The organism is Sulfitobacter sp. M368 (assembly GCF_025141875.1).
Classification (GTDB): Bacteria; Pseudomonadota; Alphaproteobacteria; order Rhodobacterales; family Rhodobacteraceae; genus Sulfitobacter; species Sulfitobacter mediterraneus_A.
The window spans coordinates 3490308-3506079 of sequence record NZ_CP081113.1 but is presented as its reverse complement, the minus strand read 5'-3'; the positions used below and the strand labels follow the sequence as shown (position 1 = coordinate 3506079).

Below are 15772 nucleotides of genomic sequence, written 5' to 3'. Positions count from 1 at the left end.
GCGTTATCGCGGCCTGTGGATATGCGCACTTTGCACCAGTCCAAATGCCAGCAGCAGCACCAGCATCGCAGAGCCGCCGTAGCTGACCAGTGGCAAGGGCACTCCGACCACGGGGGCAAGGCCCATCACCATCGACATATTGACCGCGAAGAACAGGAAAAAGTTCAGCGCAATGCCCAGTGTGAGCAGGGATGAAAACCGGTCTTTGTTGAGCAGCGCGGTGCCGATGCAAAAGACGATGATCAGCGCATACAGGCTCAGCAGGGACACACCACCGATAAAGCCAAACTCTTCGGCCAGCGTGGTAAAGATAAAGTCGGTGTGCTTTTCCGGCAGGAAGTTCAGCCGCGATTGCGTGCCTTGCATATATCCGCGCCCAGTCCAGCCGCCAGAGCCAAGGGCGATCTTGGATTGGGTGATGTGATAGCCTGCGCCCAATGGGTCGGCAGAGGGGTCAAGGAAGGTGTCGATCCGGCGGTACTGATAATCATTCAAGAGCTGCCACGTGGTGCCGCGCGACTGGAAAACCGCCGTGATCAAACCAACGCCAGAGGCGATCACCGCCGCAAAATACGCCCAATGCACACCTGCCAGAAACATCAGCCCGCCCCCCGCCGTCAGCAGCAGGATGGAGGTGCCAAGATCAGGTTGTTTCAGGACCAAAGCCGTGGGCACGCAGATGATCAACACCGGCAACAGAACCCAGAAGGGCCGTGAGACTTTCTTGGCCGGCAGCCAGTCATAATAGGCGGCGAGAAACATCACCAGGGTGATTTTCATCAACTCAGAGGGCTGAAGGTCCATAAAACCAAGGTCGATCCATCGTTGTGAGCCTTTACGCTCTTCCCCGATAAAGGCCACCGCAAGCAGCAGCAGAAACGACACGCCATAGGCCAGGCCAGACAGGTTGCGCCACAGCCAGATTGGCACAAAGGCCACCGTGAACATCACGCCAAGTCCTAGGGCAAAACGTTTGATCTGCGGCTCCGCCCAAGGCGAGAATGATCCGCCCGCAACGGAATACAGCATCAGGAAGCCGATACCGCAGACCGAGGCCAGCAACAGTGCAAGCGGCCAGTTCACGAACAACACCTTGCGCAGGCCTGTGGGAACGGATTTGACGGAGTGTTCAAGATAGCTCATGCCTGATCCTTCCCGTCAATCTTGGCCATCGGCTGGATATCGCGAAGCTTGCGTTGCTGCTCGCGGATGCGGTCGCGGTCGCCGGTTGGATAGGCTTCCAGCGGCGGCTCTCCTCCGGCAAGAGCCTGCAGCATCACATCACGGGCAATCGGCGCTGCCGCTGTGGACCCGCCGCCGCCATGTTCGACCAGCACCGACACTGCATATCGAGGCTTGTCGTAGGGCGCAAAGCTGACAAAAAGCGCGTGATCGCGGCGTTCCCAAGGCAGATCGCGGTTACGGGTCACACCGCGCGCCCGTTCAGCGGCAGTGATATTGCGCACCTGGCTGGTGCCGGTTTTACCCGCCATGCGCATATCTTCCGCGATGATCCGCGACTTGTAGGCGGTGCCGCGGCGGTTGTTGACCACGTCATACATGCCGCGGCGCATCTGGCGCAGATTGTTTTCATTCAGCCCCAAAGGTCCGCCGATGCTTGGTGGCTGTTCCACACCGTCCACTGATTTAATCAGACGCGGCGTGATCTCACGGCCCGTTGCGATGCGGGCGGTCATCACGGCCAGTTGCAACGGCGAGGCCAGCATAAACCCTTGGCCGATGGAGGCGTTGACCGTATCGCCAATCACCCAATCGGCCCCGCGCACGGTTTTTTTCCAGTCCTTTGTCGGTGTCAGCCCCGAAGACACCGAAGACAGTGGCAGATCATGCCGGATCCCGAGGCCAAAGCGGTTTGCCATGGCGCTGATCTTTTCGATGCCGACCTTGAGCGCCAGATCGTAATAATAGACATCGCAGGATTGTTTGAGCGAATTGCCCAGATCAACCCAGCCATGGCCGGCGCGTTTCCAGCAGTGGAACTTGCGATCGGCCACTTCGACAAAGCCGGGGCAATAGGCGGTGTCGTCCGGTCCGGCGAGGCCTTCCTCCAGCGCGGCCATGGCCACGATCATCTTGAAGGTTGATCCGGGCGGATAGCTGCCTTGCACGGTCTTGTTCACCAGAGGGCGGTAGATCGATTGCAACAGCGGATTATAATCGGCAGACGAAATGCCGCCGATAAAGAGGTTGGGGTCATAGCTGGGCGCAGAGGCATTGGCGACCAGATCACCGGTTTCGCAATCAATGATCACGACGGCGGCAGATTCATCGCCCAGACGCGCCTGAACGTAGCCTTGCAGATTGGCATCCACGGTCAATTGCAGATCCGCGCCTGATTGCCCCTCGCGGCGGGCCAGCTCGCGCATCACGCGGCCAGTTGCGTTGACCTCGACCTGCTTGGTGCCGGCACTGCCGCGCAACAAGGATTCCTGCCGCGCTTCTACGTTGATCTTGCCGATCTGGAACCGTGGAATGCGCAGCAATTGGTCCGGGTCTTCGAGGGCATCAAGATCCGCCTGGCTGACCCTGCCGACCCTTCCCACCACATGGGCGAAATGCGATCCGCGCGGGTAGACGCGGGTCAAGCCCACCTCGGGTGTGACGCCGGGCAGGGCAGGCGCATTCACGCTGACCTTGCTCACGTCCTCCCAACTGACATCGTCGATGATCGTGACGGGCAAAAACGGCGCGGAGCGCTTGACCTCGGCCAAGACACGCTCCCGCACTTCGGGATCAAGGGTGATGATCTGCGCCAGCCGGTCCAGCACCGCCTCAACATCGCCGGCATCCTCACGCACAATCACGATCCGGTAGGACGGCACATTCTGCGCCAGCCGAATACCGTTGCGATCAAAAATCTCGCCGCGAGCGGGCGGGATCAGACGGATATTGATGCGGTTTTCTTCGGCCAGAAGACGGAACTGGTCCGCCTGATCCACCTGCAAATACCGCATCCGCGCCGCAAGACCGCCCATAAACAACAGCTGCGCCCCACCAAGCAACGCGGCACGGCGCGTCAGCTTGTTGTGGCTGGCATCATTTTCGGCACGGTTGCGTCTCACGCGTGTCTCCCGTCTCAGGCCCGTTGGCCGTGCGCATCCAGATCACCCGGCGCTGTTTTTCGAACCCGCATCAGCCCATGGGTGACCAGAACGATCAATGGATAGAATAGCAAGGTCATGCCCAGTTCGGAAAGGACCAGCGGCAGATGCGGTACTTCGACCAATGAAATTGCCAATAGGAACCGGTTCGCCATCATCACCATGATGATCACGACGCCCACGGTCAGCCATTCCACCGCAAAGCTGGAATCGCGCAGGTTGCGCCCGCGGGATTTAAGGTTTTCGGAGCCCATCAACGCCAGCAAGGCCCAAAGACCGGGCGGGCGCTGCAACAGCAGATCAGCCATCAGAAAGGCCAGCGCCAAGGCCAGAGCCGGCACATATTCAGGCCGCCGCAGCGACCACGCGCAGGCAAACCCAAGCAATAGATCAGGGCCAGTCCATCGGCTCGGCGTCGTCGTCAGAGGCAACAGGTGAAAGAACAGGATAACCAGAGCCAGAAACAAAAACGCCGCCCGCATCAGCCAAAGCCGTGTTTGCGAAAGATCATTCATGGCTGATCGTCCGTCGCGTCGTTATTTTCCACGGCGGGCAACGGACCACTTTCGGTGATCACCTGTGCGGTGTCGGAGACCTGTTCGTTGCCGTGATGGCGCAGCACCCGCAAAAATTCGAGCCGCTCATAATCTGCGGCCAAACGCACCCGCAAACGCCCGCCCGGATCGGCAGCAACCTGCCCGATCAACAGACCCGCCGGGAACACGCCCCCATCGCCAGAGCTGATCACCCGGTCGCCGGGGCGCACCAGATCCGGGTTTTCCAGAAAATCGATGGGCGGCGCGGCGGTGTTGTCACCTGCCACAATGGCACGCTGGCCGGAGGGTTGAATGATCGCGGGAATACGGCTGGAAGCATCGGTGAGCAAGATCACCCGCGCGGTGTTCTTTGCAACACCGGAAATCCGCCCAACCAGGCCGATCCCGTCCATTGTGGCCCAACCATCAACCAGCCCATCGCGTGCCCCCACATTCAACAGCACGGATTGCCGGAAAGGTGACCCACTGTCGGCCAGCACAACGCCGGTGATGAAGGTCAGGCGCGGATCAAGCCGCACATTGTTGAGATCCAGCAGTCGGGCGTTTTCCTGCTCCAGCTGCAACGCAGCCTCTTTCCAGGCCTGCATCTGGCGCAATTCGCTGCGCAGCTCGCGGTTTTGTTCGGCCAGACGTTGATAGCTTTGATAATCCCGCAAAAGGTTGATGGTGCCGGTGACCGGTGCCATCGCCCAATCCAGATTGGGGACCAACCGGTCCGTGATCTGGGCGCGGAATCGCTCCACCCGCGGGCTGTCGATCCGCCAAAGCAGGAACACCGCCGCCAGGACCAGCACCAGCACAGCCAGGAGCAGCCGGCGCAGCGGGCCGGTATAGTCACTGGACTGGGAACGGTCTTTGGCCATGGGGTGTTACGCTCCTGACCGGGGGGCCGGTGGGGTTTTGCGGTTAGCTGTCGTAGTCGATGGCGTGGCGCAGTTGTTTTTCATATTCCAGCGCCTTGCCGGTGCCAAGCGCCACACAATTAAGGGATTCGTCCGCGATAGATACGGCCAGCCCTGTCTGCTCGCGCAGGGCCAGATCCAGATCACCCAAAAGCGCACCGCCGCCCGTCAGCATCACACCGCGATCTACGATGTCTGCGGCCAGATCCGGCGGGGTGGTTTCCAGTGCGGTCATCACCGCCTCGCAAATCTGCTGCACGGGTTCGGCAAGCGCTTCGGCGATTTGGGCCTGCGTGACTTCGATCTCCTTTGGCACCCCGTTGAGCAGGTCGCGCCCACGGATCTGCATCGACGTGCCGCGCCCGTCATCGGGCATCCGTGCGGTGCCGATAGAGGTTTTGATCCGCTCGGCGGTGGTTTCACCCACAAGCAGGTTCTGCTGGCGGCGCAAATAGCTGATGATAGCCTCATCCATACGGTCGCCGCCGACACGCACGGAGCGGGCGTAAACGATGTCGCCCAGCGACAAAACTGCCACCTCGGTCGTGCCGCCGCCGATGTCCACAACCATGTTGCCGGTTGGATCGGTGATTGGCATGCCTGCACCAATGGCGGCTGCGATGGGCTCTGCGATCAGGCCGGCGCGGCGCGCCCCTGCGGACAGAACCGACTGGCGGATCGCCCGTTTTTCAACCGGCGTGGCACCATGCGGCACGCAAACGATGATCTTGGGCTTGGAAAAGGTGGAGCGTTTGTGCACCTTGCGAATGAAATGTTTGATCATTTCTTCGGCGGTGTCGAAATCGGCGATCACACCTTCGCGCATCGGACGAATCGCCTCAATGCTGCCGGGCGTCCGGCCCAGCATCAGCTTGGCATCCTCGCCCACGGCCAGCACTTTCTTGACGCCATCCTTGACGTGGTAGGCCACGACCGAAGGCTCCGACAGGATGATACCTTTGCCTTTGACATAGACCAGGGTGTTGGCCGTGCCGAGGTCAATTGCCATGTCGGACGAAAACAAACCGCCGAGGTTTCCAAAGATATTCATAAGGTCGCGCACCTTGTTAAAGTCATAATGGCCCGCGACTCTGACAGTGGCGGGCTGGGGGTCCTTATAGGCCCGCACAGGGGCAGGTGAAAGGGGTTTGGCAAAGACATTCGGCATCTTGTCGCCGGTGCCCTATATTGAAGGACAAAGCGGCATCAAGGAGAGGCGTGAAATGAAGAAAATTCAAAGCTTGGGCGTGCATCACATCACCCTGACCGGCGCAGACCGGCAAAGCTCAATCGACTTCTGGGAAGGGGTGCTGGGCATGCCATTCATCTTTGACCAGCCCAATCTGGACGACCCCAACGAAGGGCATCTCTATTTCGATCCAGGTGACGGGCGGCTTATCACGATCTTTACCAACGAAGAGCGCAAACCGGTGCACAAGCGCACGCCCACCGATCCCGGCTGTGTGCATCATATCGCGTTCGAAGTGGACCGGGCGATGTTCGATCAGATTATCGAGCGGCTCGAAGCCCGCGGGATCGGCCATTCCGGGGTCAAGGATCGCGGGTTCATGCATTCGATCTATTTCAAAGATCCGCTTGGGCTGCTGATCGAGCTGGCCTGCTATGCCTTTATCCCGCCGCGCGGAGTCAGCCATGCCGAAGTGATGCTGGAGGCACATAAACTGAGGGTGGAACGCGGTGCCAAGGCGATAGAGCGGGAACACTTGGCAGATGCCAGTGTCCTGATTGTAGAGCGCGGTCAGGCCTCACTGAGCGCGGACCGTGGGGCGAGAAATCCTTATAGGTGAGGTTTCGGGCCATTGACATGGCCCGACCGGTCGGGGGGCTTTGCCCCCCGAACCCCCTAGGAATATTTTGGCCTGCAAAAGAAAACGCTCAGGCGAAAGTCTATTATTCAGAGTTTCTTAAGATTTTCAAAGGAGATTAAGAAATGCGGTACAGGCGGGGACGCCGATGGCCGTGCCTGCGGAAGAAGCATTGCTTTTTTCGGCCGGGGGGCGCTTGTCGTTCCCCGGCGTAGTGATTTCAGCCAACTTCATTTCTTTTGCAGGTCAGATATATCCCGGGGGTCCGGGGGCAGCGCCCCCGGTTGGTCGGATCGCATCTGCGGTCCGAAACCCTTTTAGCTCACGTCTTTGTAGCTGACCTCGCGTTTGTCCGTGCCGCCTTTTTCGCGGCGGACCAACAAACGGTTCAGTGCGTGCACATAGGCGCGGACCGATGCCACAACCGTGTCAGTGTCCGCCGATTGGCCTGTGACGATCCGACCGTCCTCTTCCATGCGCACAGAAACCGTGGCCTGCGCATCTGTGCCTTCCGTCACCGCATGAACCTGATAAAGCTGCAAGCGCGCATCATGGGGCACAATGGCTTTGACGCAGTTGAATGCTGCGTCCACAGGGCCATCGCCGGTCTGTTCGGTACTGTGCTCCTCGCCGTCCACATCAAGCACCATCCGCGCCTGATTTGGGCCTTCGGTGCCGCAGATCACATGCATCGACTTGAGCTTGATCTGGTCTGCCTCGCTGTCGGTTGCGGTGCGCATGAGGGCGATGAGGTCGTCATCATAGACCTCCTTCTTGCGATCGGCGAGTTCTTTGAACCGGACAAACACATCCTTGAGCTGGTTGTCGCCGAGCTCGAACCCGAGGTTCTCCAGCTTGGAGCGCAGCGCGGCCCGGCCCGAATGCTTGCCCATCACGATATTGGTTTCGGTCAGGCCCACATCTTCGGGGCGCATGATCTCGAAGGTCTCGGCGTTCTTGAGCATCCCGTCCTGGTGGATGCCGCTTTCGTGGGCAAAGGCGTTTTTGCCTACAATGGCCTTGTTAAACTGCACCGCAAAGCCAGACACCGCCGCGACACGGCGCGAGATGTTCATGATCTTGGTGCTGTCGATGCCTGTCTGGAACGGCATGATGTCATTGCGCACTTTCAGGGCCATCACGACCTCTTCGAGCGCGGTGTTGCCCGCCCGTTCGCCAAGGCCGTTGATCGTGCACTCGATCTGCCGCGCGCCGGCCTCGACCGCCGCCAGGCTGTTGGCCGTCGCCATCCCCAGGTCATTGTGGCAGTGGGTGGCAAAGATGATCTCATCCGCGCCGGGCACGTTTTCGAGCAGTTTTGCTATCAGATCGGCGCTTTCGCGCGGGGCGGTATAGCCAACGGTGTCGGGAATGTTGATCGTTGTCGCACCCGCCTTGATCGCGATTTCCACGACCCGGTAGAGGTAGTCCAATTCGGTGCGCGTGGCATCCATTGGCGACCATTGCACATTGTCGCAAAGGTTGCGGGCGTGGGTTACGGTTTCGTGGATACGGTCGGCCATTTCGTCCATGGTCAGGTTCGGAATGGCGCGGTGCAGCGGCGAGGTGCCGATAAAAGTGTGGATGCGCGGCTGAGGGGCATGTTTCACCGCTTCCCAACAGCGGTCGATGTCGCCAAATTGCGCACGGGCCAACCCGCAAATGACGCTGTTCTTGGACAGGCGGGCAATCTCGCTCACTGCGTTGAAGTCTCCTTCGGAGGCAATGGGAAAGCCGGCCTCGATGATATCGACGCCCATTTCGTCCAGAAGACCCGCAATTTCGAGCTTTTCGGCGTGGGTCATGGTCGCGCCGGGGGATTGTTCCCCATCGCGCAAGGTGGTGTCAAAAATCAAGACGCGGTCTTGTTTGGATATATCTGTCATGTCTGGGTCTTTCTTGTCTGCTTTGAAATCCATTGGCGCGCGGCACATCCCTCTGAGCGGGCGCGCCGGAATGGCACGCTCAGAGGCGGATTAGTAGCAGCAGGTTGGCACGCAGCATGGCCGCGCAGGGGCGCGGCAGGGTTGGGATATGGGCGGCGTGTGTCATGGGGCGTAGTTATACCGGTGCATTTGCAAATGGAAAGGGGGTGAATGATCTTTGTTGTTGCGAGCGTGGCGCGGGGGTGGCTGAGTCATTTGGTCAAATGAAAGATTGATCCGCGTCTTTGCACCGCTAGTTCCCGCATATGAGAGATGTTTTGATAATTGGATCCAGCGGCGGGATCGGGTCTGCACTGATGCAGGTCCATATGGCGCGCGAGGATCGTGTGGTGGGCCTGTCGCGATCCGGTGATGGGTTCGATCTGACGGACCCGGACAGCGTTGCGCATCACTTGGGGCGGCTGGCGGGGCCGTTTGATAAGGTGATTGTCGCTAGCGGCGCGTTGGAGATTGGCGGCGCGGCGCCGGAAAAGACCATTCGTGCGGTGCGCAAGGACGCGATGATGGATCAATTTGCGCTCAATGCGGTTGGTCCGGCGCTGGTATTGGCACAGGCGCATAAGTTGCTGCCCAAGGACCGCCAGGCGGTTTTTGCGGTCTTGTCGGCGCGGGTGGGGTCGATTGGCGACAACCGTCTGGGCGGTTGGATCAGCTATCGCAGTGCCAAGGCGGCGGTGAACCAGATTGTACATACGGCAGCGATCGAATTGTCCCGCAGCCATCCGCAGAGCATCTGCGTGGCGCTGCATCCTGGCACCGTGGCCACGCCGTTTACCGAAGCCTATCTGGGCCGCCATCCCGCCGTACCAGCGGAGGAAGCGGCACAGAATCTGCTGGGTGTGATGGATGGACTGACCCCTTCGCAAACGGGTGGGTTTTTTGATTGGTCGGGCGCAGAGGTGCCGTGGTGAGCCGGTTGATCTTGGTGCTTGGGGATCAATTGTCCGAGGGGCTCAGCGCTTTGGCAGAGGCGGACAAGGGCAGCGATATCGTTGTGATGGCCGAGGTTGCGGACGAGGCCGGCTATGTGCGTCATCACCCCAAGAAAATCGCGCTGGTCTTTGCTGCGATGCGCCAGTTTGCACATCTGTTGGAAGAGGACGGCTGGGATCTGCGCTATACCCGGCTGGACGATACGCACAATGCCGGCTCCATCGTCGGAGAGCTGCTGCGCCGGGCGGAAGAGACCGGGGCGCAAGAGGTGGTCTGCACCGAGCCGGGAGAATGGCGGCTGATCGAAAAGCTGAAGTATGCGCCGATCAAGGTGCGGATGCTGCCCGATGATCGGTTTCTTGCGTCACATGCCGAATTCGAGGACTGGGCCGAGGGGCGCAAAGCTTTGCGGATGGAATATTTCTATCGCGAGATGCGGCGCAAAACCGGTTTGCTGATGGAAGGCGATGACCCCGCTGGCGGGCAGTGGAACTATGATCACGACAACCGCAAACCTGCACCGGATGACGTGGATTACGACGGGCCGTTGCGGTTTGAGCCCGACGCCCTCACCAAAGAAGTGCTCGAACTGGTGGAGGCACGGTGTGCCGACCATTTTGGTGATCTTTATCCCTTCGAATTTGCGACCACGCGAGCGCAGGCACTGAAGGCTTTGGATCACTTCGTCACCCATGCGCTGCCTAAATTCGGAGACTATCAGGATGCCATGTTGGAGGAACATGAGACCCTCTATCATGCGGTACTGTCGCCATATCTGAATATCGGTTTGCTGGGTCCGCTCGAGATTTGCCGGGCGGCGGAACAGGCTTGGCAGGACGGTGACGTGCCGATCAATGCTGCCGAGGGGTTCATCCGCCAGATCATCGGCTGGCGCGAATATGTGCGGGGGATCTATTTTCTCGAAGGGCCAGACTATGTCACCCGGAATGCCTTGGGCCATAATCGGGATCTGCCTGACTTCTACTGGGGCGCGGAAACAAAAATGAACTGTGTGGCCCATGCGGTGCGCCAGACCCAGACCAGTGCCTATGCCCATCACATTCAGCGGCTCATGGTGACGGGCAATTTTGCCCTTCTGGCCGGAGTGGACCCCACGCAGGTGCATGAATGGTATCTGGAGGTTTACGCCGATGCGTTTGAATGGGTCGAGGCACCCAATACTATCGGGATGAGCCAATTTGCCGATGGCGGGGTCATTGCCTCCAAGCCCTATGTGTCATCCGGGGCGTATATCAACCGGATGTCGAACTACTGCAAAGGTTGCGACTACAAGGTCAGTGTGAAGACGGGAGAGGGAGCCTGCCCTTTCAACCTGCTGTATTGGCATTTTCTGGACCGGCATCGGGACAGGTTCAAAGACAATGCGCGGATGGGCAATATGTACCGCACATGGGATCGGATGGATGGTGACCGGCGCGAAACCGTTTTGAAAGATGCAGGCGAATGGCTTAAACGATTGGACGCAGGCGAAGTGGTTTAAGCCAGGATCCTGCCCCTAGGCTTCCCCGTCCGTGATCAGCCAATCGTCCAGCGTTGCCTTGACAGGGGCCGGCCAGGGCACAGAGGTATGTTTGTCCAGATCAGAGGCCGCGAGAACCTGTGTGCTGTTCCAACGTTTTTCGCCCTTGCAGCTGATCTCGTGCTTGAGGGTTACAGAGGACCGTCCGACGCGCACCACCCGCAGTTCAAACGTCAGGGTTTGGCCAAACAGCGATGGGATCGAGAAATCGCAGGTCAGGTGAACCGTGGGTGTGCCCCAGCGCTCTTTCCAGATGATTTCATGCCAAGGATAGCCGATGTGCGCCCAGTATTCCTCGTTCACGCCGTTCAGAAGATTGAGGTAGGAGGGGAAGTAGGCGGTGCCCGAAATATCGCAATCGCCAAATCGCAGTTCGCGGTCGGTGACAAATACCTTGCCCATGCTGCAGGGCTCCTTTGGTTGTGATCCGGCCCCTGTTTAGCGTGAAACACGGGCCGGTCACAATGCAGCGCAGGATCAGCCGTGGCTGGCGCGGCTGTCGTCCGGTGCCTCGTCGCGGTCCGACAGGCCATAATCGCGGATCACATGGGCGATGCGCAGATGATAATCGGTAAAAATACCCGCCCGCCCCCTGGCCTGCGCCTTGCGATGGGCTGCCAGTTTGCGCCAGTTTTGCACGGCTTCTTCATCGCGGAAGAATGACAGGGACAACAACTTGTCCGGGTTGGTCAGACTTTGAAACCTTTCGACAGAGATAAACCCGTCCACCTGATCGACCAGCGGTTTCATCTCAGCGGCAAGGTCGAGGTAATCGCCTTTGCGGTCCGGGTGCGGCATCACTTCGAATATTACAGCGATCATTCTTACGCTCCATGCGGTGTGGACACCAGCTTGAGAAAGGTCCGGTCCTCGCGCAAGAGGAACTTTTCGGATTGGGCAAACTCATAATTCTCGCGGCCCAGCGGATCTGCGGCCAACCGGGCGCGATAGGCCTCATAAGCGGCCAGATCCGGGATGTTATAGATGCCATAGGCAAGGGTGCTGGACCCTTCGTGCGGGGCGTAATAACCGATCAGATCGGCGCCGCAGCGCGGGATTGCCTGACCCCAGTTGCGGGCGTATTGTTCGAAGGCGGCTTTCTTGGTGGGATCGATGTGGTATTTGATGATACAGGTCAGCATGGGTGTCTCCTTGTTGCTGGCCCGGTTCTAGCGGATTGATCGGCGGCAATGCTTCGGCTATGGTCGAAGTATGAAAGACGGCCCAGATATATCCCGCATTGCGGCGCTGATCGGCGATCCGGCCCGCGCCAATATTCTGACTGCGCTGATGGCGGGCAAGGCCCTGACCGCCACCGAATTGGCCGGAGAGGCGGGTGTGACCGTGCAAACCGCCAGCGCCCATTTGTCCAAATTGGAGGCAGCGGAGATGATCCAGTGCCGCAAATCCGGGCGGCACAAGTATTTCACGCTTGGCAATGACGATGTGGCCCATGCGCTTGAGGCGCTGATGGGGCTGGCTGCGGGCGCGGGACACTTGCGCACCCGCACCGGCCCGCGCGATGCAGCACTGCGCGAGGCGCGGGTTTGCTACAGCCATTTGGCAGGTGAAAAGGGCATCGCGCTTTATCAGGGTCTATTGGCACGCGGCATGCTGCATGAAACCGGAGAAGCCGTGACCCTGACCGCCAAAGGTGAGGTGTTCCTGACGGATTTTGGCGTCGATCTGGCGGCACTCAAACGCAGCAAGACACCGCTGTGCCGGTCCTGTCTGGACTGGAGCGCCCGGCAGACCCATCTGGCGGGCAGTGTCGGACGGGCCATTCTGGCACAGATGCAGGCCCTCGGTTGGGCACAACGCGAAGACGGTACACGGGTGGTCCGGTTCTCGCCCAAAGGTGAGGCCGCGTTTCGGGATGCTTTTGGCCCGGTCTAGAGCTGGCCTTCGGCCTTCAGCCGCTTCAATGCATAGCCAAGGTGCCTGGTGCTAAACGAATGCCCGCCCGGAAACAGGCAATATTCCAGAATATTGCCGGATGCGTTCTTGCGGGTCTTGCAGGACAGGTTCAGCGGCTTGCTTTGCGCGGGATTCCCGAAACCTCCAAACTCGCGGTATTGGGACAGCGCATCCATAACCCGGCCCTGATGTGTCTCGCCAATGGGGCGGCCATTCAAGGGGACTGTCCGATCTGCATCGCCGTGGATGTGCAAAATGCTGCGGGCCGGTGCGGTGCAATTTGCGGGCGGTTCCTTCCAGTAGGTGCCGGAGAACGGGACAAAGGCGGCGAAGGGCTGCGGGTGCAGGCAGGCCAGATACCACACCATCATGCCGCCCGCGCTGAAGCCGCTGGCCACAACGCGGGACGGATCGATGTCGAAACGGTTGGTGGCATCGGCGAGGACCGCATCGAAATAGGCAAATTCTGCCGCGCCGGTGCTGTCCATGGTGCGCGGCCCGTTGGGCAGGTTCCAAGAACCATTCACACCCTGCGCCGCGATCAGGGCCAATCCGGCCTCTGATGCCACCCGCCGCAAGGCGCGGTTGCGCATCACCCCGGCGGCGCTGCCGCGATAGCCGTGCGACCAGATCAACGCGCCGACAGGGCCGTTGCCCGCGTGATCCTGCGGCATGGAGATCCGATAGGACCGTTCACCGATGCGGCAATCACTGTCGGGTCCGCAGGCAAGGGCCGGGGTTGCAAGCAGGCTCAAAAGCAGGGCAAGAATACGCATGAGGGGCAGAGTGCAACGCCCCGCGCCTAGGCTCAATTCACATCCCCGTGCACTGCCGCCTTGCGCAGGGCATTGGCCTCTGCCGCCAGATCATCCACGGATCGGTCTTTCAGGATCAGCTCAGGAATAACGATATGATAGCCGCTGCTGCGCCCGCTGGACCATGAGGTCAGCCGCCGCCAAGCGGTTTGCCGGTCCCGAAAGGCGATGGGGTCATGCAGGGCAAAGCCTAAAAAACGATGCCCCTTCTGGCCGGTGATCACGCCGATGTCCTTGATCTCCGCCCATTCTGCCGGTTCGGCGTAATAGCCAGAGATGCCATTTTGATCCATGCGCAGCGCCATAGGCGCACGCAGGGCAACACCGACAAAGTAGAACGTCAACGCGGCACAACCGACCCCTACTGCGAACGTGACAAAAGGCAATGCGTCCAGCGGGGCGGCGCGTGTCAGGGCCAGACCGAAAAAGCCCAAACAGAACACCGCCAACACCGCAAAGGAGCCGGCGATCATCAGAGATCTGCTGCGCCGGGTCTGCACAAGGATCGGCGGCGTCATCGCCCTAGCTCGGATCGCGCCAGCGGTTCACAATCGGGTAGCGCCGATCCAGCCAAAACGCCCCTTTGGTCAGACGCGGACCGGGGGCGGACTGGAACCGCTTGTATTCGGAAATATAGATCAGATGTTCGACCTTCTTTGCGATATCGCGGTCAAATCCGGCCGCAACACAATCCTCGATCGAGCCGTCCTGATCCACCAGAATATTCAGGATCGCGTCCAGCACTGGATAATCCGGCAGGCTGTCGCTGTCTTTTTGATCCTCGCGCAATTCGGCGGCGGGCGGCTTGGTGATGATCCGGTCCGGGATCATCTCGCCTTCCGGCCCCATCATCCAGTCGCGGTGATTGGCATTGCGCCAGCGGCAGGTCTCAAACACGCGGGTTTTGTACATGTCCTTGATCGGGTTATAGCCCCCCGACATATCGCCGTAGATCGTGGCATAGCCGACCGCAACCTCGGATTTGTTGCCGGTGGTCAACAGCATTTCGCCAAATTTGTTGGACATCGCCATCAACAACAATCCACGCAGACGCGATTGGATGTTTTCCTCGGTCAAACCGGGCTCATACCCTTCGAACAACGGGGCAAGCGTATTGGTTATCGCGGCGCGGCCTTCGGAGATTGGCACGTAATCGTAACGGCAGCCCAAAGCCTTGGCGACCGCTTCGGCATCATCGAGCGATGCTTGTGATGTGTATTCGGACGGCAACATCACACAGCGCACGTTGTCTGCGCCAAGTGCGTCCACTGCGATGGTGGCAACAATGGCGCTGTCGATGCCGCCTGACAGACCCAGCAGCACCTTCTTGAACCCGGTTTTGCGCATGTAATCGCGCAGGCCCAGCACCATCACGCGGTAATCTTGCTCCCAGGCATCGGGCAAATGCGCCAGATCCTGCTGCACCACGCGCCAGCCTTCTGGGGTGCGTTCCAGATCGACATGGGTGATCTGCCGTTCAAACGCGGGCAGTTGCATGGCCAGTTTTCCGCCGGGGTTCAGGGCAAAGGATGCACCATCAAAGACCTGATCGTCCTGCCCGCCGATCATATTGAGGTAAATCAGTGGCAGGCCGGTTTCGATCACCCGCGCGACCATCACGTTCATGCGGGTTTCCATCTTGTTGCGATAGTAGGGCGATCCATTGGGCACCAAAAGGAACTCCGCCCCGGTTTCCTCAAGCGTTTCGGCCACATCCGGGTGCCATGCATCCTCGCATATTGGTGATCCGATGCGGGTGTTGCCAACGGAGTATGGTCCACCCAACGGTCCGGCATCAAAGATGCGCACCTCGTCAAAAACGGTTTCGTTGGGCAGATTGTATTTGAGCGACCGGCTGGCGATTTTGCCGCCTTTCAGGATCAGATAGGCATTATACAGCGCGGTGCCTTCGGCCCACGGCGCCCCAATGGCCAATGCGGGGCCATCCGCACAATCGGCGGCCAATGCCTCAATATGGGTCATCACATCCAGCTGGAACGCGCGTTTCATCACCAGATCCTGCGCGTTGTACCCGGTGATGAACATCTCCGGCAGGGCTACGAGATCGGCGCCTGCCTCCTTGCCCGCTTGCCATGCCTCGCGGGCCAACGCGGCATTGCCTGCCAAATCTCCGACGGTCGGGTTCAACTGACCCAAGGTGATGCGAAACCGGTCTGCCATGCGCTGCCTCGATAGAAAAATACGTCTGACCTG

Annotated in this window: 16 protein-coding genes; 4 read left to right on the top strand and 12 right to left on the bottom strand. The window is 59.7% G+C overall.

All coding sequences use genetic code 11. The annotated features are described in order from the left end of the window. Positions 1–3 precede the first annotated feature (3 nt). Genes rodA through K3754_RS17275 form a run of 5 tightly spaced genes read right to left on the bottom strand, consistent with a single transcriptional unit; the run spans position 4 to position 5632 of the window. Entirely contained in the window at positions 4–1143 is a 1140-nt protein-coding gene (gene rodA / locus K3754_RS17295) for a rod shape-determining protein RodA (RefSeq protein WP_203209900.1), read from the bottom strand. Then, positions 1140–3083 (bottom strand): penicillin-binding protein 2, encoded by a 1944-nt coding sequence (mrdA, locus tag K3754_RS17290; protein ID WP_203209901.1) that lies wholly within the window; start codon positions 3081–3083, stop codon positions 1140–1142. The genes rodA and mrdA overlap by 4 nt, the downstream gene beginning before the upstream one ends. A 14-nt stretch (positions 3084–3097) precedes the next feature. Further along, the gene (locus K3754_RS17285; protein ID WP_259938848.1) at positions 3098–3637 is read right to left on the bottom strand and encodes a rod shape-determining protein MreD; all 540 of its coding nucleotides are present in this window, start codon (positions 3635–3637) and stop codon (positions 3098–3100) included. Continuing rightward, positions 3634–4542 carry a rod shape-determining protein MreC gene (mreC, locus tag K3754_RS17280; RefSeq protein ID WP_259938846.1) on the bottom strand — a complete coding sequence of 303 codons (909 nt, stop codon included), beginning with the start codon at positions 4540–4542 and terminating at the stop codon, positions 3634–3636. The genes K3754_RS17285 and mreC overlap by 4 nt, the downstream gene beginning before the upstream one ends. Positions 4543–4585: 43 nt before the next feature. Beyond that, a complete protein-coding gene (locus K3754_RS17275; RefSeq protein ID WP_025049534.1) occupies positions 4586–5632 on the bottom strand; it encodes a rod shape-determining protein in 1047 nt (348 codons plus the stop codon). Between the two features lie 172 nt (positions 5633–5804). Between K3754_RS17275 and K3754_RS17270 the strand changes: the two genes are divergently transcribed. After that, positions 5805–6389 (top strand): VOC family protein, encoded by a 585-nt coding sequence (locus K3754_RS17270; protein WP_203209904.1) that lies wholly within the window; start codon positions 5805–5807, stop codon positions 6387–6389. Positions 6390–6724: 335 nt separating this feature from the next. Here the strand turns inward: K3754_RS17270 and K3754_RS17265 are convergent, their stop codons facing one another. Continuing rightward, positions 6725–8293, bottom strand: coding sequence for a 2-isopropylmalate synthase (locus K3754_RS17265; protein WP_259938845.1), 1569 nt, complete (start codon positions 8291–8293; stop codon positions 6725–6727). A 305-nt stretch (positions 8294–8598) separates the two neighbouring features. Between K3754_RS17265 and K3754_RS17260 the strand changes: the two genes are divergently transcribed. Together K3754_RS17260 and K3754_RS17255 are read left to right on the top strand one after the other, a co-directional pair. Then, complete coding sequence (locus K3754_RS17260; RefSeq protein WP_259938844.1) at positions 8599–9264, top strand: SDR family NAD(P)-dependent oxidoreductase; 666 nt, start codon at positions 8599–8601, stop codon at positions 9262–9264. After that, positions 9258–10787 carry a cryptochrome/photolyase family protein gene (locus K3754_RS17255; RefSeq protein WP_311201495.1) on the top strand — a complete coding sequence of 510 codons (1530 nt, stop codon included), beginning with the start codon at positions 9258–9260 and terminating at the stop codon, positions 10785–10787. The genes K3754_RS17260 and K3754_RS17255 overlap by 7 nt, the downstream gene beginning before the upstream one ends. Positions 10788–10802: 15 nt before the next feature. Here K3754_RS17255 and K3754_RS17250 read toward each other — a convergent pair whose 3' ends face one another. From K3754_RS17250 to K3754_RS17240, 3 genes are all read right to left on the bottom strand, one after another. After that, positions 10803–11228 carry a thioesterase family protein gene (locus K3754_RS17250; RefSeq protein WP_203209907.1) on the bottom strand — a complete coding sequence of 142 codons (426 nt, stop codon included), beginning with the start codon at positions 11226–11228 and terminating at the stop codon, positions 10803–10805. A gap of 75 nt (positions 11229–11303) precedes the next feature. Next, entirely contained in the window at positions 11304–11648 is a 345-nt protein-coding gene (locus K3754_RS17245) for an antibiotic biosynthesis monooxygenase (RefSeq protein WP_259938842.1), read from the bottom strand. A gap of 2 nt (positions 11649–11650) precedes the next feature. Further along, the gene (locus K3754_RS17240) at positions 11651–11968 is read right to left on the bottom strand and encodes an NIPSNAP family protein (RefSeq protein WP_259938841.1); all 318 of its coding nucleotides are present in this window, start codon (positions 11966–11968) and stop codon (positions 11651–11653) included. A gap of 70 nt (positions 11969–12038) precedes the next feature. On the opposite strand from K3754_RS17240, the gene K3754_RS17235 reads away from it, so the two are divergent. Then, positions 12039–12722, top strand: coding sequence for a helix-turn-helix transcriptional regulator (locus K3754_RS17235; RefSeq protein WP_259938840.1), 684 nt, complete (start codon positions 12039–12041; stop codon positions 12720–12722). Here the strand turns inward: K3754_RS17235 and K3754_RS17230 are convergent. The 3 genes from K3754_RS17230 to K3754_RS17220 are packed head-to-tail and all read right to left on the bottom strand — an operon-like array spanning position 12719 to position 15739. Next, positions 12719–13519: a PHB depolymerase family esterase gene (locus K3754_RS17230; protein ID WP_259938839.1), complete on the bottom strand. Its 801-nt coding sequence runs from the start codon at positions 13517–13519 to the stop codon at positions 12719–12721. The two genes, K3754_RS17235 and K3754_RS17230, sit on opposite strands and share 4 nt — an antisense overlap. Positions 13520–13551: 32 nt before the next feature. Then, complete coding sequence (locus tag K3754_RS17225) at positions 13552–14076, bottom strand: hypothetical protein (RefSeq protein ID WP_259938838.1); 525 nt, start codon at positions 14074–14076, stop codon at positions 13552–13554. Positions 14077–14080: 4 nt separating this feature from the next. Beyond that, positions 14081–15739, bottom strand: a complete 1659-nt coding sequence (locus tag K3754_RS17220; protein ID WP_259938837.1) for an NAD+ synthase — start codon at positions 15737–15739, stop codon at positions 14081–14083. Between the last annotated feature and the right edge of the window lie 33 nt (positions 15740–15772).

Coding starts and splice junctions, on each gene's coding strand:
- rodA (WP_203209900.1), bottom strand. CDS start 1,143: ATGAGCTATCTTGAACACTCCGTCAAATCCGTTCCCACAGGCCTGCGC.
- K3754_RS17285 (WP_259938848.1), bottom strand. CDS start 3,637: ATGAATGATCTTTCGCAAACACGGCTTTGGCTGATGCGGGCGGCGTTT.
- mreC (WP_259938846.1), bottom strand. CDS start 4,542: ATGGCCAAAGACCGTTCCCAGTCCAGTGACTATACCGGCCCGCTGCGC.
- K3754_RS17275 (WP_025049534.1), bottom strand. CDS start 5,632: ATGAATATCTTTGGAAACCTCGGCGGTTTGTTTTCGTCCGACATGGCA.
- K3754_RS17270 (WP_203209904.1), top strand. CDS start 5,805: ATGAAGAAAATTCAAAGCTTGGGCGTGCATCACATCACCCTGACCGGC.
- K3754_RS17265 (WP_259938845.1), bottom strand. CDS start 8,293: ATGACAGATATATCCAAACAAGACCGCGTCTTGATTTTTGACACCACC.
- K3754_RS17260 (WP_259938844.1), top strand. CDS start 8,599: ATGAGAGATGTTTTGATAATTGGATCCAGCGGCGGGATCGGGTCTGCA.
- K3754_RS17250 (WP_203209907.1), bottom strand. CDS start 11,228: ATGGGCAAGGTATTTGTCACCGACCGCGAACTGCGATTTGGCGATTGC.
- K3754_RS17245 (WP_259938842.1), bottom strand. CDS start 11,648: ATGATCGCTGTAATATTCGAAGTGATGCCGCACCCGGACCGCAAAGGC.
- K3754_RS17240 (WP_259938841.1), bottom strand. CDS start 11,968: ATGCTGACCTGTATCATCAAATACCACATCGATCCCACCAAGAAAGCC.
- K3754_RS17235 (WP_259938840.1), top strand. CDS start 12,039: ATGAAAGACGGCCCAGATATATCCCGCATTGCGGCGCTGATCGGCGAT.
- K3754_RS17230 (WP_259938839.1), bottom strand. CDS start 13,519: ATGCGTATTCTTGCCCTGCTTTTGAGCCTGCTTGCAACCCCGGCCCTT.
- K3754_RS17225 (WP_259938838.1), bottom strand. CDS start 14,076: ATGACGCCGCCGATCCTTGTGCAGACCCGGCGCAGCAGATCTCTGATG.
- K3754_RS17220 (WP_259938837.1), bottom strand. CDS start 15,739: ATGGCAGACCGGTTTCGCATCACCTTGGGTCAGTTGAACCCGACCGTC.